The organism is Streptomyces sp. NPDC057253, from assembly GCF_042669125.1.
In the GTDB taxonomy this organism is placed as follows: domain Bacteria; phylum Actinomycetota; class Actinomycetes; order Streptomycetales; family Streptomycetaceae; genus Streptomyces.
In genome coordinates this window covers 1-19,351 of sequence record NZ_JBHUXV010000154.1, presented here as the reverse complement: position 1 = coordinate 19,351, position 19,351 = coordinate 1, and the positions used below count along the sequence as shown (strand labels likewise).

Genomic DNA, 19,351 nt, shown 5'->3' with positions numbered 1-19,351 from the left:
GTCGATGTGCAGGCGCTGTGGCGGTTACTTCACCGGCTCCGGCTCCGGCGCGCTCTCCGCCCTCTCCTCGCCGGCCGGGTCGGCCGGGGTCTTGACGGACTCCAGGAGCAGCTGGGCCACGTCGACGACCTGGATGGACTCCTTGGCCTTGCCGTCGTTCTTCTTGCCGTTGACCGAGTCGGTCAGCATGACCAGGCAGAACGGGCAGGCCGTGGAGACGATGTCGGGGTTGAGGGAGAGGGCCTCGTCGACGCGCTCGTTGTTGATGCGCTTGCCGATCCGCTCCTCCATCCACATCCGCGCGCCACCGGCGCCACAGCAGAAGCCGCGCTCCTTGTGACGGTGCATCTCCTCGTTGCGGAGACCGGGGACGTTCGCGATGATCTCGCGCGGCGGCGTGTAGATCTTGTTGTGGCGGCCCAGGTAGCAGGGGTCGTGGTAGGTGATGATGCCCTCGACCGGCGTCACCGGGACCAGCTTGCCCTCGTCCACCAGGTGCTGGAGCAGCTGGGTGTGGTGGATGACCTCGTAGTCGCCGCCGAGCTGCGGGTACTCGTTGCCGATGGTGTTCAGGCAGTGCGGGCAGGTCGCGACGATCTTCTTCGCGGACTTCGGCTTGGCGGACTCGGCGACCACCTTGCCGTCGTCGTCCAGCTCCTCGCCGAACGCCATGTTCAGCGCCATGACGTTCTCCATGCCGAGCTCCTGGAACAGGGGCTCGTTGCCCAGGCGGCGCGCCGAGTCACCCGTGCACTTCTCGTCGCCGCCCATGATCGCGAACTTGACGCCCGCGATGTGCAGCAGCTCGGCGAAGGCCTTCGTGGTCTTCTTGGCCCGGTCCTCCAGGGCGCCCGCGCAGCCGACCCAGTACAGGTACTCGACCTCGGTGAGGTCCTCGATGTCCTGGCCGACGACCGGGACCTCGAACTCGACCTCCTTGAGCCACTCCAGGCGCTGCTTCTTGGCCAGGCCCCAGGGGTTGCCCTTCTTCTCCAGGTTCTTGAGCATGGTGCCCGCCTCGGACGGGAACGCGCTCTCGATCATCACCTGGTAGCGGCGCATGTCGACGATGTGGTCGACGTGCTCGATGTCCACCGGGCACTGCTCGACACAGGCGCCGCAGGTGGTGCAGGACCACAGGACGTCCGGGTCGATGACGCCGTTCTCTTCCAGGGTGCCGATCAGCGGGCGCTCGGCCTCGGCGAGGGCGGCGGCGGGGACGTCCTTCAGCTGCTCCTCGGACGCCTTCTCCTCGCCCTCCATGGTCTTGCCGCCACCCGCGAGCAGGTACGGCGCCTTGGCGTGCGCGTGGTCCCGCAGGGACATGATCAGCAGCTTGGGGGAGAGCGGCTTGCCGGTGTTCCAGGCCGGGCACTGCGACTGGCAGCGGCCGCACTCGGTGCAGGTGGAGAAGTCCAGCAGGCCCTTCCAGGAGAACTGCTCGACCTGGGAGACACCGAAGACGTCGTCGTCACCGGGGTCGGTGAAGTCGATCGGCTTGCCGCCGGAGGTCATCGGCTGGAGGCCGCCGAGGGCGGTGCCGCCGGTCGCCTCGCGCTTGAACCAGATGTTCGGGAAGGCCAGGAAGCGGTGCCAGGCCACACCCATGTTGGTGTTCAGCGAGACCACGATCATCCACACGAAGGACGTGCCGATCTTGATCATCGCGACGAGGTAGACGAGGTTCTGGAGCGTGGTCACGCTCAGGCCCTTGAAGGCCAGGACCAGCGGGTACGAGGCGAAGTAGGACGCCTCGTAGTGGTCCACGTGGTGCAGCGCGCCCTCCAGGCCCCGCAGCACGTAGATGGCGAGGCCGATGGTGAGGATGACGTACTCGACGAAGTACGCCTGACCCGCCTTGGAGCCGGCGAAGCGGGACTTGCGGCCGGGGCGCGAGGGCAGGCTCAGCAGCCGGATGACGATCAGGGCGATGATGCCGAGGGTCGTCATCACACCGATGAACTCGATGTACAGCTCGAACGGCAGGAACTCGCCGATGACCGGCAGCACCCAGTCGGCCTTGAAGAGCTGGCCGAAGGCCTGGGCGAGGGTCGGCGGCAGGGTCAGGAAGCCGACCGCCACGAACCAGTGGGCGAAGCCGACGATGCCCCACCGGTTCATCCGGGTGTGGCCGAGGAACTCCTTCACCAGCGTCACACTGCGGGCGTAGGGGTTGTCGGTCCTGCTCCCGGCGGGCACGGGCTGGCCCAGCTTGAAGTACCGGACGAACTGGCCGATGGCGCGTGCGAGCAGCGCCACGCCGACCACGGTCAGTACCAGCGACACGATGATCGCGGCGAGTTGCATTTCGGGGCTCCTCGGGCCTGCGAGGTTCTGACGAGCGAGATTACTAAGCGGTAACTTATGCAGTCCGTCTGAGAGTACCCATATTCTCCGCCGCACTGTAGCCGGGCACAGGGTGATCTGAATCGCTGAGGGTTACCTTAAAACCCGATCGTGTTATTCGTGTCGAATTGGTACATACGGCGCTAATTTGGCCTTGTGCTCTATGGGATCCTCGCCGCCAGCTCCGCCCTGCTCCTCGCCGCCGTGCTCGCCGCCGTGCTGCGGGTGCCCGCCCTGCGCCTCGGGATCGTCGACCGGCGGTGGCGGCGCCCCCTGCCGCTGTCCGGCGGGGTGGCGGTGGTGGCCGCCACCTGCCTGGTCGCGGCCGTGGGCGACCGGCAGGGCGTCACGCCGCTGGGCCCCGAGGCGGCGCGGCTGCTCGTCGCCGGGGCCGCCGTCGCCCTCCTCGGGCTCGTCGCCGACGTCCTGCGCGTCAAGGCGCGGTTCCTCGTCGGCGGTACGGCCGTGGCGGCGGCCTGCGTGGTGCCGTACGAGGACACGGGGGTGCTCGCCGGGATCCTCGCCGTCGGCTGGATCGTCTTCGTCGCCCTCGGGTTCAAGGCGCTGGACCACTGCGACGGGCTCGCCGGGACCGTCGGGGTCGTCACCGCCTTCGGTGCGGGGGCCTGCGCGGCGGCCGAGGTGATGGACGGGCTCGCCGTGCTGCTGAGCGCGCTGGCCGCCGCGCTGACCGGGTTCCTGATGCACAACTGGCATCCCGCGCGCGTGGGACTCGGTGCGAGCGGGGCGCTGTTCACCGGGTTCCTGCTGGCCTCGGCCGCCGTGACGACCCGCGCGGGACAGGAACTCGGTTCCGGCGCCGGGGTGTTGTTCGCCCTGACGGCCCTGGTCGCCGCCGACGTCGTCCTCGTCGTCCTCGCCAGGCGGCTGTCGGGACGTTCGCTGTTGCGCCCGGCCCCCGACCATCTCGCCCACCGGCTGCGCCGGCTCGGGCTCACCCCGCAGGGCGCGTGCGTCGTCCTGGGTGTCGCGGCCTTCGGCGGGGTACTCGTCGGGGTCCTCGTGCACCTCGGGTGGATCCCCGCGAGTGGGGTGCTCTGGGTGGGCGGCTGCGCGCTGGTCCTGGTCCTCGGACTGCTGCGGATCAAGCCCAGAGCCAAGCCCGCCGCGCGGTCCGGCGTGGTCCCTCGTCCGGCATCTCCGCAGGTCACGACCCAGTTGCGTGTAAGGAACGGATAAGAGTTGAGCCCCCGTGGCTCAGGTCTGTTGACCGAGTCGCGGACGTCATGCACACTTGAGTCCGTTCCACTCAAGTCAGCTGGAGGAAATCACCATGGCACGTGCGGTCGGCATCGACCTGGGCACGACTAACTCCGTCGTCAGCGTTCTTGAAGGCGGCGAGCCCACCGTCATCACCAACGCCGAGGGTGCCCGGACCACGCCGTCCGTCGTCGCCTTCGCGAAGAACGGCGAAGTGCTCGTCGGCGAGGTGGCCAAGCGCCAGGCGGTCACCAACGTGGACCGGACCATCCGGTCCGTGAAGCGCCACATGGGCACCGACTGGAAGATGGAGCTGGACGGGAAGCCCTTCAACCCGCAGCAGATCTCCGCCTTCATCCTTCAGAAGCTGAAGCGGGACGCGGAGTCCTACCTGGGCGAGAAGGTGACCGACGCGGTCATCACCGTCCCGGCGTACTTCAACGACTCCGAGCGCCAGGCGACGAAGGAGGCCGGCGAGATCGCGGGCCTGAACGTCCTGCGCATCGTCAACGAGCCCACCGCGGCCGCGCTCGCGTACGGCCTCGACAAGGACGACCAGACGATCCTCGTCTTCGACCTCGGTGGCGGCACCTTCGACGTGTCCCTCCTGGAGATCGGCGACGGCGTCGTCGAGGTGAAGGCCACCAACGGCGACAACCACCTCGGTGGTGACGACTGGGACCAGCGTGTCGTCGACTACCTGGTGCAGCAGTTCAAGTCCGGTCACGGCGTGGACCTCGCCAAGGACAAGATGGCCCTCCAGCGCCTCCGTGAGGCCGCCGAGAAGGCCAAGATCGAGCTGTCCTCCTCCACCGAGACCTCGATCAACCTGCCCTACATCACGGCCTCCGCCGAGGGCCCGCTGCACCTGGACGAGAAGCTCACCCGCGCCCAGTTCCAGCAGCTGACCGCGGACCTCCTGGAGCGCTGCAAGACCCCGTTCTTCAACGTCATGAAGGACGCCGGCGTCTCCATCAACGAGATCGACCACGTCGTCCTCGTCGGTGGCTCCACCCGTATGCCCGCCGTCGCCGAGCTCGTCAAGGAGCTGACCGGCGGCAAGGACGCCAACAAGGGCGTGAACCCGGACGAGGTCGTCGCCATCGGCGCGTCCCTCCAGGCCGGTGTCCTCAAGGGTGAGGTCAAGGACGTCCTGCTCCTCGACGTGACCCCGCTGTCCCTCGGTATCGAGACCAAGGGCGGCATCATGACCAAGCTCATCGAGCGCAACACCACGATCCCGACCAAGCGGTCCGAGATCTTCACCACGGCCGAGGACAACCAGCCGTCCGTGCAGATCCAGGTCTACCAGGGCGAGCGCGAGATCGCGGCGTACAACAAGAAGCTCGGGATGTTCGAGCTGACCGGTCTGCCGCCGGCGCCCCGTGGCGTCCCGCAGATCGAGGTGTCCTTCGACATCGACGCCAACGGCATCATGCACGTGACCGCCAAGGACCTGGGCACGGGCAAGGAGCAGAAGATGACCGTCACCGGCGGCTCCTCGCTGCCGAAGGACGAGGTCGACCGGATGCGCCAGGAGGCCGAGCAGTACGCGGACGAGGACCACCGTCGCCGCGAGGCCGCCGAGACCCGCAACCAGGGCGAGCAGCTCGTCTACCAGACGGAGAAGTTCCTCAAGGACAACGAGGACAAGGTCCCCGGCGAGGTCAAGACCGAGGTCGAGGCCGCCGTCGAGGAGCTGAAGGCCGCGCTCAAGGGCGAGGACACCGCCGAGATCCGCACCGCGACCGAGAAGGTCGCCGCGGTCTCCCAGAAGGTCGGCCAGGCCATGTACGCCGACGCCCAGGCCGCGCAGGCCGCCGGCGGCGAGGACGCCGGTGCCTCCCAGGCCAAGGCGGACGACGACGTCGTGGACGCCGAGATCGTGGACGACGAGCGCAAGGACGGTGCCGCGTGACGGAGGAGACCCCGGGCTTCGACGAGAAGCCCGACGTCCCTTCCGGCGCCACCGACGACGCCGAGCCGAAGGCCGCCGCCTCCTCCTCGGAGGCGGGGGCGGCCCCGGCCGGGGACGCAAGTGCCCAGATCGCCGGCCTGACGGCCCAGCTGGACCAGTCGCGCAAGGCGCTCGACGAGCGCACCGCCGACCTCCAGCGGCTCCAGGCCGAGTTCCAGAACTACCGCCGCCGCGTGGAGCGGGACCGGATCACGGTCAAGGAGATCGCCATCGCGAACCTCCTGACCGAACTCCTGCCCGTGCTCGACGACATCGGCCGCGCGCGGGAACACGGTGAGCTCCTCGGCGGTTTCAAGTCCGTCGCGGAGTCGCTGGAGACCGTCGCGGCGAAGATGGGTCTTCAGCAGTTCGGCAAGGAGGGCGAGCCCTTCGACCCGACGATCCACGAGGCCCTGATGCACAGTTACGCGCCCGACGTCACCGAGACGACGTGCGTGGCGATTCTCCAGCCGGGGTATCGCATCGGCGAGCGCACCATCCGCCCCGCGCGGGTGGCGGTCGCCGAACCTCAGCCGGGCGCGCAGACGGTCAAGGACGAGTCCGAGGCCGGCGAGGAGAAGGACAACAGCTCTGAAGAGGGCTGAAGCCGTGGTCGGTGACCGGAAGGAGGGGCGTCGGGGATGAGCACCAAGGACTTCATCGAGAAGGACTACTACAAGGTCCTCGGCGTCCCGAAGGACGCCACCGAGGCCGAGATCAAGAAGGCGTACCGCAAGCTCGCCCGCGAGTTCCACCCGGACGCCAACAAGGGCAACGCCAAGGCCGAGGAGCGCTTCAAGGAGATCTCCGAGGCCAACGACATCCTCGGCGACCCCAAGAAGCGCAAGGAGTACGACGAGGCCCGCACCCTGTTCGGCAACGGCGGCTTCCGTCCGGGGCCGGGCGGCGCGGGCGGCTCCTTCAACTTCGACCTGGGTGACCTCTTCGGAGGCGGCGCCCAGGGCGGGGGCCAGGGAGCCGGCGGCTTCGGCGGCGGACTCGGGGACGTCTTCGGGGGCCTGTTCAACCGGGGCAGCTCGGGAACTACGCGCGTCCAGCCCCGGCGCGGACAGGACATCGACACCGAGGTCACCCTCAGCTTCACCGAGGCGATCGAGGGGGCGACGGTCCCGCTCAGGATGTCCTCGCAGGCCCCCTGCAAGGCCTGTTCGGGCACCGGGGACGCCAACGGCAACCCGCGCGTGTGCCCGACGTGCGTCGGCACCGGCCAGGTGGCCCGGGGCTCCGGCGGAGGGTTCTCCCTCACGGACCCCTGCCCGGACTGCAAGGGCCGTGGCCTGATGGCGGAGAACCCCTGCGAGGTCTGCAAGGGCTCCGGGCGGGCCAAGTCCTCCCGGACCATGCAGGTCCGCATCCCGGCCGGGGTGTCGGACGGCCAGCGGATCCGGCTGCGCGGCAAGGGCGCGCCCGGTGAGCGCGGCGGCCCGGCGGGCGACCTGTACGTCACCGTGCACGTCGCCGCGCACCCCGTCTTCGGCCGCAAGGGCGACAACCTCACGGTGACGGTCCCGGTGACCTTCGCGGAGGCGGCGCTCGGCGGCGAGGTCAGGGTGCCGACGCTCGGCGGACCGGCCGTGACGCTGAAACTGCCCCCGGGCACGCCCAATGGCCGCACCATGCGGGCGCGGGGCAAGGGCGCGGTCCGCAAGGACGGCACCCGGGGCGATCTGCTGGTCACCGTAGAGGTGAGTGTCCCGACCGAGCTGTCGGGGAAGGCTCGTGACGCGCTGGAGGCGTATCGCGAGGCGACCGTGGGTGAGGATCCACGGGCGGAGCTGTTCCAGGCCGCGAAGGGAGCATGATTCGAGATGGACGGTCGTCGACGCAATCCGTATGAACTGACCGAGGAAACCCCGGTCTACGTCATCTCGGTGGCGGCCCAGCTCTCCGGCCTGCACCCGCAGACCCTTCGTCAGTACGACCGCCTCGGCCTGGTCTCCCCGGACCGCACGGCCGGGCGGGGCCGGCGCTACTCGGCCCGCGACATCGAACTGCTCCGCCAGGTGCAGGCGTTGTCGCAGGACGAGGGCATCAACCTCGCCGGCATCAAGCGCATCATCGAACTGGAGAACCAGGTCGCCGCGCTCCAGTCGAGGGTGGCCGAACTCCAGGCCGCCGTGGAGGGCGCCGCGGCGGCGATGCAGCAGCGCGAGGCGGCGGTGCACGCGTCGTACCGCCGCGACCTGGTGCCGTACCAGGAGGTGCAGCAGACCAGCGCGCTGGTGGTGTGGCGGCCGAAGCGGGCCAAGGACTAGGCGCTCAGGCACGAGGAAGGGGCCCGGAGATCTCTCCGGGCCCTTCCTCGTGCGTTGCCGTCAGCGGCCGCTGAAGAACTCCACGGAGGCGCTCTGCGTGCCCTGACGGCCGTAGGCGTCCACTGCGTACGCCGTGGCGACGCAGGGGCCGTTCCAGGGGGCCGTCCAGGTGAGCGTGCCGGTGGTGGAGAACCGGTCGCCGCTGGAGCCGCAGGCGCCCGACATCTCCCAGGCGTAGCCCTTCAGGACGCGTGCCTCGTCACCCGCTCCGGGCGCGGCCGTGACCTCGATGGGGGAGCGCCCGGGCACCCCGTTGGTGACCAGGGTCAGCTTCGGCGCGGCCGGGCCGGTCGCGGTGGCCGGGGTCAGCCGGTCGACGGTGACGTCGGTGGAGGGCGCCGAGTCGGCGCCCTGGGCGTCGACGGAGGCCACGTAGTAGTAGGCCTTGCCCTTCGGCGCGGAGGTGTCCTCGTACGAGGTGCCCGCGGCGCTGCCGAGCAGGCTCCAGGCGCCGTTGACGTCGGTACGCCGGTACACGCGGTAGCCGGTGGCGGCGTCGGCGGCGGTCCACGTCAGGGTGGTGGACGCGTCGGCGGGGGTGCCCGTGGCCCCCGTCGGGGCGGGCACGGCCGAGGCGACCGGGCGGGTGACCGTCACCTTGGCGGAGACCGGGGAGATGTTGTTCGCCGCGTCGATGACCTGCACGGTGTACGTGTAGGGCACCCCTTCCTCCGCGAGCCGGTCGACGAACGACGTCCCGATGGCGATCTCGGGCCCGTCCGGGTCGGGGTCGCCGTTGCGCGAGGCCCACACCTCGTAGTGGCGGACGTCCGTGGACGGGGACGCCTGCCACGTCACGGAGTTGCCCGCTGTGGTCCCCACCGCCGTCAGCCCGGTCGCCGCGGCCGGCGCGGTCCGGTCGGCGGTGACCACGGCCTGGTCGGCGGTGCCGCCCGACTCGTTGCCCGCCTTGTCGCGGGCGCGGAGCTCGTAGTAGTAGGTGTCGCCGGTCACCGGCAGGGTGCTGTCGGTGTACGACGTCGAGGTGGTCGTCGCGAGCGGCGTGCCCGGGAAGGTGGCCCCCTTCAGCCGCCGGTAGACCTTGTACCCGGCGAGGTCCATCTCCTTGTTCTTCGCCCAGGTCAGTTTCGCCTTGCCGGTGGTCTTGTCGTACGTCACCGAAGTGCCGGTCGGTGTGAGGGGCTTGACCTTGTCGACGTCGGCGGTGGTGCGGGGCGTGTAGGTGACCTTGACCTTGGCGGCGCCGGTCCAGTTCGCGTAGTCGATGCGCAGGGTGTGCTTGCCCGAGGGGATGGTCACGTTGGCGGTCTTCTTGACCGTCGACGAGACGTTCTTCCACAGGTCGATCTTGCGGACGCCGTCGACGTAGACGCGGATGCCGTCCAGGCCGGTGGCGTTGAGCGCGAAGGGGCCCCCGGAGCCGAAGTCGCGGGTCAGGGTCCAGCGGACGCCGAAGTTGTCCTTGGGGAGGCCGGTGGCGGGGGCGCCGCTCCAGGACTGGTCGATCGCGTCGTCGCAGTCCGTTTTCTTCGGGGTGCCGGAGAAGGACGTGTTCGCGTAGAACTGGCGCTTGAACACCGGGGAGGTGCACGACACGGCTGCCGAGGCGGGGGCCGCGGCCGTGGTGAGCAGGGTGCCGGCGGTGGCGAGCACGACGGCGGTGGCGGCCGCGGCGGTCGTGCGTGTGGCTGACTTCATTCGATCCTCTGGTCGGGCACGGAACAGCAGTTGTGGGGCTGCTGTGATCACGACTCGCGAGGTGTGAAGTTGGTTGTACTAGTGTTCGCGCCAAGTCTTCACACCGTCGGCGGAGAGTGGCGTTGCGCACTCGTTAAGTGATTCCGCTTGACGTCGGTGGGCGGCCCCGCGTTGGCTTTTCAGTCACATGGGCCGCAATGCCGCGCCCGCGTCCAGAAAGCATCAGAAGTGAGCAGCCCCATGCGTCGTATCGCCATAGCCGTGGCCGCGTCCACGATGTCCCTCTCGCTGGCCGCCTGCGGGGCGCTCGGCGCCGCGAGCGGGAGTGAGGCGAGCCCGACCAAGGGCGACGACATCACCGTGGGTGTGCTGATGCCGGAGAAGACGAACACCCGCTACGAGGAGTTCGACTACCCGATCATCCAGAGGAAGGTCGCGGAGCTCACGGACAAGAAGGGCAAGACGGTCTACGCCAACGGCGAGGCCAACGCGAAGAAGCAGGCCGGGCAGATGCAGCAGATGATCGACGAGAAGGTCGACGTCATCCTGCTGGACGCGGTCGACTCGCACGCCATCGCGGACATGGTGCAGAAGGCCAAGGACGCGGGCATCCCGGTCATCGCCTACGACCGGCTCGCCGAGGGCCCGATCGACGGGTACGTCTCCTTCGACAACGAACTCGTCGGCGAGGTCCAGGGCCGCTCCCTCGTCGAGGCGATCGGCTCCGAGATCGACACCTCCGACAAGATCGTCATGATCAACGGCTCGCCCTCCGACCCGAACGCCGGGCAGTTCAAGGCGGGCGCGATGTCGGAGCTCAACGGCAAGGTGACGATCGCCGAGACGTACGACGTCGACGGCTGGAAGCCGGAGATCGCGCAGAAGGACATGGCCAAGGCGATCAGCGCGATCGGCAAGGGCAACATCAAGGCCGTCTACTCCGCCAACGACGCCATGGCCGGCGCCGCCATCCAGGCGATGGAGAACGCGGGCATGACGAAGCTCCCGCCGATCACCGGCCAGGACGCGGAGCTGACCGCGGTGCAGCGGATCGTCTCCGGCGAGCAGTACATGAGCGTCTACAAGCCGTACCCGGACGAGGCCGAGGCCGCCGCCGAGATGGCCGTGACCAAGATCCAGGGCAAGGACATCCAGTTCGACGCCCTCGCCACGGACAGCGTCGACAGCCCCACCAACAAGGACATCCCGGCCCAGCTCGTCCAGGTCGTCGCGCTGACGAAGGACAACATCAAGAGCACGGTCGTCAAGGACGGCATCTACACCGTCAAGGACATCTGCACCGCGGACTACAAGAGCGCCTGCGCGGCGGCGGGTCTGTCGTAGCGGACTGTGGGGAGGGGCCGCGGGAATGCTCCCCCGGCCCCTCCCGGCCGTTCAGGCCACCCGCGTGAACTCCACCGTCACCTCCGGCGGCCCGCCCGGCACCCCCCGGTAGATCCCCTTGTGCGGGGTCACGTCGTCGTAGTCGCGGCCCCGGGCCACCACCACGTGGGACTCGTCGGCCCGCACCCCGTTGGTGGGGTCGTAGCCGCACCAGTCGCCCGCCCAGTACTCGATCCAGGCATGGCTCTGCCCGGCGACCGGCCGGTGCAGCTCGGCCTCGCGCTCCGGGTGGAGGTAGCCGGAGACATAGCGGGCCGGCAGGCCCACGGCCCGCAGCATCGCGATGGTCAGGTGGGTGATGTCCTGGCAGACGCCGGCGCCCTGCTCCCAGGCCTCCGCGGGGGAGGTGTTCACGCTGGTCGCGCCGGGCAGGTACGACACCCGGCCGGCGACCAGCCCCGACACCGCGAGCGCCGTCTCGTGCGGGTCCAGGCCCGCCGCGGCCTTGCGGGCCTTCTTGGCCAGCTTCGCCGGGACCGTCGTACGGCCCGTCGGGTTCGCGAACTCCAACAGGCGCGAGCCCGCGACGCGTTCGGCCACCTCGGCCCAGCTGGGCGCGGCCGGCAGCGGCTCCGGCGGGGTCGTCTCGACCAGGCTGGACGCCGTGATGGTGAGCCGGCCGTGCGGGTCCATCAGGTCGAAACCGGTGACCTGGGTGCCCCAGTAGTCCCAGTACGACCAGGTCGGTGTGGTCGGGTTGACGGTGACCCGGGCGTCCAGGGTGGTCTGGGCGGGCAGGGTCAGCGGGGTCATCCGGACCTCGTTGTGGGACGAGGCGGCGGGCTGGGCGTACGCCACCTCGGTGACGTGCTTGATGCGGAGGCGGCGGGTCATCGTCCGGCTCCTTCCTGGGCCCACTCGACGGGCCCCTGGTACGGGAAGAACCGCTCCGCCACCGCCTCCGCGGAGGCCATGCACGCGGTCTGCAGGTCCTTCAGGAGCACGGGGAGCTGCTCCTCCAGGGCGTGCAGGTCGAGGTATTCGAGGCGGGTGCGCATCCGGCCGATCGGGCGGCGCGCGGGGTCCTGGCGGGGGCGGCCGAGCGCGGTCAGGCACTCCTCCGCCGTGGTCAGGGCGTGCAGCGCGGAGCGCGGGAAGTCCCGGTCCAGGAGCAGGAACTCGGCCACCCGCGGGGTGTCGCCGAAACCGCCGTACACGCGCGCGTAGGCCTCGTCGGCGCCGGACGCACTCAGCAGGGTCGGCCAGTCGGGCGCGTGGGCCGCGTCCAGCACCCGGACCGACAGCAGCCGTACGGTCATGTCCACCCGCTCCAGACTCCGGCCGAGCACCACGAAGCGCCAGCTGTCGTCGCGGCTCATGGTGGAGTCGGCGAGCCCGAAGAAGAGGGCCGCGCGCCGCCGTACGAGCTCCAGATAGGCGTAGGGGCCGGTGCGGCGGGCCGCGAGCCGCTGGTCGGCGAGCGCGTGCCAGGTGGAGTTGAGGCACTCCCACATCTCCGAGGAGACGGCCTCACGGGCGCTGCGGGCGTTGAGCCGGGCGGCGCCGAGCGCGCCCTCGATGGAGCCCGTCGAGCGGGCGTCGAAGGCCAGCTGGTCCAGCACCTGCTGCATGTCGACGGGTCTGCCGCCGGCGTCCATGCCGAGGATCGCGTACAACGACCGGCAGGCCGCGTCCTCGTCGCGCCAGGGGTCCTCCAGCATCCGGTGGAGGTAGGCGTCGAGGATCCGTCCGGTGGCGTCCGCCCGCTCGACGTAGCGGCCGGTCCAGATGAGGGCCTCGGCTATCCGGGAGAGGATCACGTCGTTCACTGCTGCTGCGCCCCTTCCTGTACGGCGGTGCGGTTGCCCTCGGGACCGTGCTGACGTGGCGCGATGTCGAGGTGGGCGGTGCCGTGCGCGGGCGCGGGCGGTTCGGCGGGGCCCTCGGCGAGCACCCAGGTGTCCTTGGAGCCGCCGCCCTGGCTGGAGTTGACGATCAGGTTGCCCTCCTGGAGCGCGACCCGGGTCAGGCCGCCGGGCAGCACCCAGATGTCGCTGCCGTCGTTGACGGCGAAGGGGCGCAGGTCGATGTGGCGGGGCGCCATGCGTTCACCCGCGAGGGTGGGAGAGGTGGACAGGGCGACCGGGCGCTGGGCGATGAAGCCGCGGGGGTCCTGCCGGACGGCCTCGCGGGTCTTCTCCAGGGTCTCCCGGTCGGCCTTGGGGCCGATGACGATGCCCTGTCCGCCGGCCCCGTCGACCGGCTTCACCACCAGCTGGTCGATCTGGTCGAGGACGGCCTCCAGCTGGCCCGGCTCGTCCGGGCGGAACGACTCCACATTCGGCAGAATCGGTTCCTCGGAGAGGTAGTAGCGGATCAGGTCCGGGACGTAGGTGTAGAGCAGCTTGTCGTCCGCGATGCCGTTGCCGACCGCGTTGGCGAGGGTGACATGGCCCGCCATGGCCGCGCCGAGGATGCCCGGGCAGCCGATCACCGAGTCCGGGCGGAAGTGCAGCGGGTCGAGGAAGTCGTCGTCCAGGCGCCGGTATACGACATGGACGGGCACCTCACCGCGGGTCGTGCGCATCCACACCCGGTTGCCCCGGCACACCAGGTCGTGGCCCTCGACGAGCTGGACGCCCATCAGCCTTGCGAGCAGGGCGTGTTCGAAGTAGGCGGCGTTGCTGGGCCCGGGGGTCAGGACGACGACCCGGGGGTCCTGGACCCCGTCGGGGGCGGCGGCGCGCAGGGCGCCGAGCAGCCGCTGCGCGTAACCGTCGACGGGCAGCACATGCTGTTCGGCGAACAGGGACGGGAAGACACGGGTCATCGCGCGCCGGTTCTCGATGACGTACGACACCCCGCTGGGCACCCGGACGTTGTCCTCCAGGACCCGGAAGTCGCCCTGCTCGTCCCGGACGAGGTCGATGCCGGCGACATGGATGCGCACCTGGTTGACCGGATCGATCCCGTGGGCGGCGCGGTGGAAGTGCGCGGAGTTCAGCAGCAGCCGCCAGGGCACGACTCCGTCCTCGAAGGCTCGGGCGTGCCCGTAGGCGTCGGCGAGGTAGGCCTCCAGGGCCCTGACCCGCTGGCTCACCCCGCGTTGTATGAGATCCCATTCCAGGGCGTCGAGGATCCTGGGCACGAGGTCCAGCGGCCAGGGCCGCTCCTCGCCCGCGAAGGCGTAGGTCACGCCTCTGTCGGTGAACGCCCGGGCCATCTGGTCGGCCCGGAACCTGAGTTCGCTCGGCTCGATCGGCTGAAGCGCTGCCAGTACCGGCTCATAGGCGGTCCTGACCTCACCCGGCCGCTCGAACATCTCGTCCCACGCGTCGGCCAACGCGTACGCGTCAAATATGTCCGCCATGAGCTGACGTTAAGTGCGACTGGTAACGAACTGATCACTGTGTGATTTCCGGGAGTTGACGCGCGGAGCGGGTTGTTCCGCGGGGGGCCGTCGTGGTCGGTCGGTCGTGGTGCGGCTGTGGGCCGGTGGGGCTTTCGCGCCCGGCGGCGGAGCCGCCGATGTCCCAGGCCCGCGCCCCTGGGCCGGTGCGGTGAAGGCTCGTTCGGCTGTACCCGCCGGCCCGCAGCTTGTTGCAACCCGGCGGGGGGAGGCCCGGATGCAGTGGTGCATATCGGCCGTATTCCCCTGCCCCGGCCCGAGGAGCCGTGTTGCGGAGCCGGTCCGGTCCGCGCATAGTTGCGGAGCCGAGGGGGCTTCGACGCTCCGATGGGGAACAGGACAAGAGGGCGGTAGACGCTGGAACCGGGGGTGGGATGGGCAATGACCGGCTACGGGGCGGACGACCATCCACACGGTGCTGACCGGCTGTGCGAGGCCGGCGACCGGGTGTACTCCCGGGCCGTACGGCGCGGGCGGGTGCCGCGCGTCGACGCCGAGCCGGTGCCCTGTCTGCTCGAACTGGCCCTGCTGCACCCGGACCCCGACGACATGGACTGGCTGGTGCCGACGGCCCCCCAGGAGGTCATGACCCGGCTGCTGCGCGAGGTCCAGGACGAGGTCAGCGCGAGCCAGCGCCGGGTCGGGGCCGCGGTCGCCGCCGTGGAGCGGTACGCGGGCCTGGCACCCAGCGTCGTCGCGGGCGCCGCCGGCGAGGGGACCGCGATCCGTGTCCTGGACGGCCTCTCCCGCATCCAGGCCGCGATGGACGAGGCGACCGAGGCCTGTACGACGGAGGTCCTCACGGTCCAGCCGGGCGGCATCCGCCCCGAGCACGAGCTCACCGAGGGCCTGCACCGGGCGCTGGCGCTGCGCGGCCGGGGCGTACGGATGCGGGACCTGTACACCCACGTGGCACGGCACGGCCAGGGCCTGCTGAACTACCTGGAGCTGATGGGCGGTTCGGTCCAGGCCCGCACCCTCGACGAGGTCATCGACCGGCTCATCCTCTTCGACCGCACGGTCGCCTTCATCCCCGCGAACGCCGACCGCACCCTCGCCCTGGAGCTACGGCACCCCGCGCTGGTGGAGTACCTGGTGACCGTCTTCGAGCGGCTGTGGCGCCTGGCGATCCCGCTGACCGCCCCGCTTCCCGACACCGGCATCGAGGGCATCTCCCATCGCGAGCAGTCCATCGCGGCCCTGCTCGCGGAGGGCCACCAGGACGCGGTGATCGCGGAACGCCTCGGCATAAGCGTCCGCACCTGCCGGGCCCACATCGCGCGCCTCTCGGAGACCCTGGGGGCGGCCAGCCGGACGCAGTTGGGCGTACGGATAGCGCAGGTGGGCCTGGACGGCCCGACCTCCGTCACCTCCCTCACGCTCCCCGATCAAGGATCCCGGACCGTCCGATGAGGTAGCCGAGCTGGGCGCGGCTCTCGCTGCCCAGCGTCGCCGCGAGCTTGGCGATGTGGACGCGGGCGGTGCGGATGTTCATGCCGAGCCGGTCGGCGATCACGGCGTCCGTGTGCCCCTCGATCAGCAGCCCGGCGATGGCGCGCTGCCGGGGCGTGACACCGTTCAGGCTGGGCCGGTGAACGGTCTGCGGGTACAGGGGCGTGGCCTGCCACCACAGCCGGTCGAACGTGGCGGCCAGGAAGGCGACCAGCGCCGGATGCCGGACCTCCAGCGCCTGTGTGCCGTCCGCGCCGGCGGGGATGAACGCGACGTCCCGGTCGACGACGATGAGCCGGTCGGTCACCTCGTCCAGGGACCGGGCCTCGGCGTCGCCGCGGAGTTGCTCGTAGCGGGCGAGGACGAGCGGCATCTGCCGCTGGGTGTGCTGGTAGAGGGTGCGGATCCGGCCGCCGCGGTCGAGCAGCGCCTGGTCCCGGTCCATCGCCACCGCCTGGGCGGCGGCGCCCCGGCTGTCGCTGTAGTGGATGTTGGGCTGCACGCACAGCAGTTCCAGCACGGTGCCGGTCATCGCCTCGGTGATGGCCTCGTTGATGCGCTCGGTCCCGCTGAGGACCCTGATCGCCGGGTCCTCCCCGACCGCCGTACGCGGCCCGTCGATCCGCGTCAGCGGGGCGAGCGCCTCGGCCAGGCGGGCGCCGCGCCGCCGTTCGTCCACGGCGCGCTCGGTGGCGGCGCGGAGCATGCGGTGCAGGGCGAGGGCGGGTGGGACGGGTTCCAGCCGGTCGGGGTCCCGGGGGTCGGTGCGCAGCAGCCCGGTCCGGGTGAGACAGGGGAGGACTGAGGCGTCCCGCACGCCGACGCCGCCCTCGCGCAGGGCGCGTGCGTAGAGCTCGATGCCTTCCGGGCACGGGTCCCGCGGGTCGTGCGCCGGATGGGCGGCCGCGGTCGTCACTCGTCCGCCTCCTGCTGACCCAGGATCCCGGACCGTCCGATGAGGTAGCCGAGTTGGGCGCGGCTCTCGCTGCCCAGCGTCGCCGCGAGCTTGGCGATGTGGACGCGGGCGGTGCGGATGTTCATGCCGAGCCGGTCGGCGATCACGGCGTCGGTGTGGCCCTCGACGAGGAGGGCGGCGATGGCGCGCTGGCGGGGCGTGATGCCCTCCGGGGAGGGCGGTTCGACGGCTCGGGGGTGCATGGGGGTGGCGAGCCGCCAGAGCCGGTCGAAGGCGGTGGCGAGGAAACCGACGATCGCGGGGTGGCGGATCTCCAGGGCGAGGGTGCGGTCCTGGTTGGCGGGGATGAAGGCGATCCGGCGGTCGACGACGATCAGCCGTTGGGTGACCTCGTCGAGCGTGCGCGCCTCGACGTCGCCGCGCAGGCGTTCGTAGCGGGCCAGGATGCCGGGTGCGTGGCGCAGGGTGTGCTGGTAGAGGGTGCGGATCCGGCCGCCGCGGTCGAGCAGCGCCTGGTCGCGGACCAGGGCCTCGGCGTGGATCTCGGCGGGGGAGTGGGTGCGGTTGGTGTGCGGCTGGATGGTGAGCACTTCGCCCGAGGTGTCCGCCACGGCCCGCTGGATGGCCTCGCCGATGCGGTCGAGACCGCTGAGGACGCTGATCGTCGGGGTCTCCGCGAGCGGGGCGGATCCGGTGCCGGCGGCCATCAACGGCTCGAACACCGCCGCCAGCCGCTCCTCCCGGCGCCGCTCGTCGGCGATGCGCTCCTCGGCGCCCCGCAGCAGGCGCTGGAGGGCGAGGGCCGGGCTGACGGGCCGCAGCCACCGCAGGTCCCCGAGGTCCGGCTGGAGCAGACCGAGGTCGAGGGGACACGGTGCCTTGTCCGCCTCCTCGGTGCTCACCCGCCCCTCGCGCAGCGCACGGGTGTACAGGTCCAGGCCCGCGTCGCAGAGGTCCTCCCCGCCGTGCGCGTGAGCCCCTCTCACGGGTGGTCGTCTCCCCCCGGTACGGCCTGGTCGGGCTGGAGGATCCCCGACTGGGCGATGAGGAAGCCGAGCTGGGCACGGCTGCCGCTGCCGAGCGCCGTGGCGAGCTTGGCGATGTGGGCCCGGCAGGTGCGGACGTTCATGCCCAGGCGCCGGGCGATGGCCTCGTCGACATGGCCCTCCACGAGCAGTTTGGCGATGGAGTGCTGGATGTCCGTGATGCCGTCGGGCGCCGTTTCGTAGGGGGCGCCGGCGCTCAGCGGGACCGCCCGGCTCCACATGAACTCGAAGACCTTGATCAGGTACCGGACGAGACCGGGGTGCCGGATCTCCAGCGCGACCTGCCGGTCCTCCCGGACCGGGATGAAGGCCACGGTCTCGTCGCAGATGATGAGCCGTTCGACCAGTTCGTCGATGGTCCGGTACTCGGCCTTCCCGCTGGTGAACCGGTCCACGTAGGCCAGCCGTTCCGGGCTGTACCGGGCGGTGTGCTGGTACAGGGTGCGGATGCGCACGCCCCGTTCGGTGAGGGTCCGGTCCCGCTCCAGCCCCTCGATGACCCGGCGTTCGGGATGACGGGCACTCGGCTGGACCGTGAGCACCTCGTTCTGGCACTGGGTGGTCGCCAGGTCGAGGGCCGCGTTGATGCGGTCCAGGCCCTCCAGCACCGTGATCGAGTGTGTGGGTGCGGTTCCCTGGGCACTCAGCGCCATGAACGGCTCGAAGACCTCGGCCAGCTGGACCGAGGTCCGCCGGTGCTCGGAGATCGTCCGCTCGATCGGATTCAGCCGCTGGGCGAGGGCGACCGAGGGGGGAACCGGGCGCAGCCAGGTGGCGTCGTCGGGATCGGGGTGCAGGAGGGCGAACTCCATGAGGCACGGGGCGGATTCCACGTCCGCCCGGGCGATGCGTCCTGTGCGCAGAGCGTGTGCGTAGAGGCGGCTTCCCTCCTCACATAGTTCAGTAATGTCATGGGGATGTGTCCCATTGGCCTGATTTGTTGTCAAATCTCCACCCCCCAGGGTCCTGAACATGCAGGAACATGATGCACTGAGCCTGTGGCCATGACGTGCCTGAATGAGCCATCGTCTTATCCGACGGGGGAAGAGGGGACCTTCAAGTGAGGACGAAGCCGACTATGGGTAAGAGAATGCTTCGCTCGGTGATTGTCGCCGCCTTCTCCGCCGTTGTGGCCTTCGGAACGCTGAGTGGCCTCTCTGCTGTGAAGAGCGACACGCACGCCGGCGACGTGAAGCCAGTGGTTGTGACGCCCGACGAGAATGCCGCGGTCTTCCCGGCCGACACCATCTGGTCCTGACATGACTACTCCACCCGACGACCGCTCCTTCCGCAGGGAAATGGCCACCGCCTACCGCTCGGGCTGGCACTTCATCGACCTCGTCACCGCGATCCCCCACCCCGGTGACTCGTTGATGGTGACCGTGTTCGGCGAACCGGTGGTCGTCACGCGCGACGAGGACGAGGACGTACGGGCGTACCGGTGTCTGCGGCGGCCTCGGGGGGCGCCGCAGCCCGTTCGCTGTGCCATCCGGTACGGAATGATCTTTGTGAACCTGGACCAACGAGACCATCGGCTGGTGGAACCGGAAACCCCCACCCCGCGGACCATCTCAGCCACCCCCCGCAGTGCCTGACGCGATTCCCCCGTCGTAACAGATCGCTCAGGTGCTTCCCCCCGCAGCGGCGTCACCGTGACCTGAACAC

The 19,351-nt window shown here is 70.3% G+C and carries 17 protein-coding genes; 9 read left to right on the top strand and 8 right to left on the bottom strand.

The window, feature by feature from the left end; genetic code table 11:
• Positions 1–24: 24 nt before the first annotated feature.
• Positions 25–2,307, bottom strand: a complete 2,283-nt coding sequence (locus tag ACFULQ_RS43460; RefSeq protein WP_383555717.1) for a (Fe-S)-binding protein — start codon at positions 2,305–2,307, stop codon at positions 25–27.
• Between the two features lie 195 nt (positions 2,308–2,502).
• Between ACFULQ_RS43460 and ACFULQ_RS43455 the strand changes: the two genes are divergently transcribed.
• From ACFULQ_RS43455 to ACFULQ_RS43435, 5 genes are all read left to right on the top strand, one after another.
• A complete protein-coding gene (locus ACFULQ_RS43455; protein WP_383555715.1) occupies positions 2,503–3,546 on the top strand; it encodes an MraY family glycosyltransferase in 1,044 nt (347 codons plus the stop codon).
• 94 nt (positions 3,547–3,640) lie between these two features.
• The gene (gene dnaK, locus ACFULQ_RS43450) at positions 3,641–5,485 is read left to right on the top strand and encodes a molecular chaperone DnaK (protein ID WP_132835576.1); all 1,845 of its coding nucleotides are present in this window, start codon (positions 3,641–3,643) and stop codon (positions 5,483–5,485) included.
• Positions 5,482–6,129 carry a nucleotide exchange factor GrpE gene (gene grpE, locus ACFULQ_RS43445; protein WP_123762113.1) on the top strand — a complete coding sequence of 216 codons (648 nt, stop codon included), beginning with the start codon at positions 5,482–5,484 and terminating at the stop codon, positions 6,127–6,129. Before dnaK ends, grpE begins: the two co-directional genes overlap by 4 nt.
• A 36-nt stretch (positions 6,130–6,165) precedes the next feature.
• A complete protein-coding gene (dnaJ, locus tag ACFULQ_RS43440; RefSeq protein WP_383555712.1) occupies positions 6,166–7,347 on the top strand; it encodes a molecular chaperone DnaJ in 1,182 nt (393 codons plus the stop codon).
• Positions 7,348–7,353: 6 nt separating this feature from the next.
• The gene (locus ACFULQ_RS43435) at positions 7,354–7,800 is read left to right on the top strand and encodes a heat shock protein transcriptional repressor HspR (protein ID WP_383555710.1); all 447 of its coding nucleotides are present in this window, start codon (positions 7,354–7,356) and stop codon (positions 7,798–7,800) included.
• A 60-nt stretch (positions 7,801–7,860) separates the two neighbouring features.
• On the opposite strand, the gene ACFULQ_RS43430 is transcribed toward ACFULQ_RS43435, so the two are convergent.
• Positions 7,861–9,519 (bottom strand): fibronectin type III domain-containing protein, encoded by a 1,659-nt coding sequence (locus ACFULQ_RS43430; RefSeq protein ID WP_383555708.1) that lies wholly within the window; start codon positions 9,517–9,519, stop codon positions 7,861–7,863.
• A gap of 240 nt (positions 9,520–9,759) precedes the next feature.
• Here ACFULQ_RS43430 and ACFULQ_RS43425 point away from each other — a divergent pair, with 240 nt between their 5' ends.
• Positions 9,760–10,863 carry a sugar ABC transporter substrate-binding protein gene (locus tag ACFULQ_RS43425; RefSeq protein ID WP_383555706.1) on the top strand — a complete coding sequence of 368 codons (1,104 nt, stop codon included), beginning with the start codon at positions 9,760–9,762 and terminating at the stop codon, positions 10,861–10,863.
• Between the two features lie 51 nt (positions 10,864–10,914).
• Here the strand turns inward: ACFULQ_RS43425 and ACFULQ_RS43420 are convergent, their stop codons facing one another.
• From ACFULQ_RS43420 to ACFULQ_RS43410, 3 genes are read right to left on the bottom strand one after another with little or no spacing between them, the layout of a single operon-like run.
• Positions 10,915–11,757 (bottom strand): transglutaminase domain-containing protein, encoded by an 843-nt coding sequence (locus ACFULQ_RS43420; RefSeq protein ID WP_383555704.1) that lies wholly within the window; start codon positions 11,755–11,757, stop codon positions 10,915–10,917.
• Complete coding sequence (locus ACFULQ_RS43415) at positions 11,754–12,692, bottom strand: alpha-E domain-containing protein (protein ID WP_383555702.1); 939 nt, start codon at positions 12,690–12,692, stop codon at positions 11,754–11,756. Before ACFULQ_RS43415 ends, ACFULQ_RS43420 begins: the two co-directional genes overlap by 4 nt.
• Complete coding sequence (locus ACFULQ_RS43410; RefSeq protein ID WP_383555699.1) at positions 12,689–14,233, bottom strand: circularly permuted type 2 ATP-grasp protein; 1,545 nt, start codon at positions 14,231–14,233, stop codon at positions 12,689–12,691. Before ACFULQ_RS43410 ends, ACFULQ_RS43415 begins: the two co-directional genes overlap by 4 nt.
• A 420-nt stretch (positions 14,234–14,653) precedes the next feature.
• Between ACFULQ_RS43410 and ACFULQ_RS43405 the strand changes: the two genes are divergently transcribed.
• On the top strand, positions 14,654–15,685 hold the full coding sequence (locus ACFULQ_RS43405) for a LuxR C-terminal-related transcriptional regulator (RefSeq protein WP_383555696.1): 1,032 nt from the start codon (positions 14,654–14,656) through the stop codon (positions 15,683–15,685).
• Here the strand turns inward: ACFULQ_RS43405 and ACFULQ_RS43400 are convergent.
• Genes ACFULQ_RS43400 through ACFULQ_RS43390 form a run of 3 tightly spaced genes read right to left on the bottom strand, consistent with a single transcriptional unit; the run spans position 15,648 to position 18,660 of the window.
• Positions 15,648–16,640, bottom strand: coding sequence for a helix-turn-helix transcriptional regulator (locus tag ACFULQ_RS43400; RefSeq protein ID WP_383555694.1), 993 nt, complete (start codon positions 16,638–16,640; stop codon positions 15,648–15,650). The genes ACFULQ_RS43405 and ACFULQ_RS43400 overlap by 38 nt on opposite strands.
• The gene (locus ACFULQ_RS43395; protein ID WP_383555692.1) at positions 16,637–17,626 is read right to left on the bottom strand and encodes a LuxR C-terminal-related transcriptional regulator; all 990 of its coding nucleotides are present in this window, start codon (positions 17,624–17,626) and stop codon (positions 16,637–16,639) included. The genes ACFULQ_RS43400 and ACFULQ_RS43395 overlap by 4 nt, the downstream gene beginning before the upstream one ends.
• Positions 17,623–18,660, bottom strand: a complete 1,038-nt coding sequence (locus ACFULQ_RS43390) for a helix-turn-helix transcriptional regulator (RefSeq protein WP_383555689.1) — start codon at positions 18,658–18,660, stop codon at positions 17,623–17,625. Before ACFULQ_RS43390 ends, ACFULQ_RS43395 begins: the two co-directional genes overlap by 4 nt.
• 86 nt (positions 18,661–18,746) lie before the next feature.
• Between ACFULQ_RS43390 and ACFULQ_RS43385 the strand changes: the two genes are divergently transcribed.
• Positions 18,747–18,944, top strand: a complete 198-nt coding sequence (locus ACFULQ_RS43385; RefSeq protein WP_383555686.1) for a hypothetical protein — start codon at positions 18,747–18,749, stop codon at positions 18,942–18,944.
• Between the two features lies 1 nt (position 18,945).
• On the top strand, positions 18,946–19,281 hold the full coding sequence (locus ACFULQ_RS43380; protein ID WP_028809089.1) for a hypothetical protein: 336 nt from the start codon (positions 18,946–18,948) through the stop codon (positions 19,279–19,281).
• Positions 19,282–19,351 lie beyond the last annotated feature (70 nt).

Coding starts and splice junctions, on each gene's coding strand:
- ACFULQ_RS43460 (WP_383555717.1), bottom strand. CDS start 2,307: ATGCAACTCGCCGCGATCATCGTGTCGCTGGTACTGACCGTGGTCGGC.
- dnaK (WP_132835576.1), top strand. CDS start 3,641: ATGGCACGTGCGGTCGGCATCGACCTGGGCACGACTAACTCCGTCGTC.
- dnaJ (WP_383555712.1), top strand. CDS start 6,166: ATGAGCACCAAGGACTTCATCGAGAAGGACTACTACAAGGTCCTCGGC.
- ACFULQ_RS43435 (WP_383555710.1), top strand. CDS start 7,354: ATGGACGGTCGTCGACGCAATCCGTATGAACTGACCGAGGAAACCCCG.
- ACFULQ_RS43430 (WP_383555708.1), bottom strand. CDS start 9,519: ATGAAGTCAGCCACACGCACGACCGCCGCGGCCGCCACCGCCGTCGTG.
- ACFULQ_RS43425 (WP_383555706.1), top strand. CDS start 9,760: ATGCGTCGTATCGCCATAGCCGTGGCCGCGTCCACGATGTCCCTCTCG.
- ACFULQ_RS43420 (WP_383555704.1), bottom strand. CDS start 11,757: ATGACCCGCCGCCTCCGCATCAAGCACGTCACCGAGGTGGCGTACGCC.
- ACFULQ_RS43410 (WP_383555699.1), bottom strand. CDS start 14,233: ATGGCGGACATATTTGACGCGTACGCGTTGGCCGACGCGTGGGACGAG.
- ACFULQ_RS43405 (WP_383555696.1), top strand. CDS start 14,654: ATGACCGGCTACGGGGCGGACGACCATCCACACGGTGCTGACCGGCTG.
- ACFULQ_RS43390 (WP_383555689.1), bottom strand. CDS start 18,660: ATGTTCAGGACCCTGGGGGGTGGAGATTTGACAACAAATCAGGCCAAT.
- ACFULQ_RS43380 (WP_028809089.1), top strand. CDS start 18,946: ATGACTACTCCACCCGACGACCGCTCCTTCCGCAGGGAAATGGCCACC.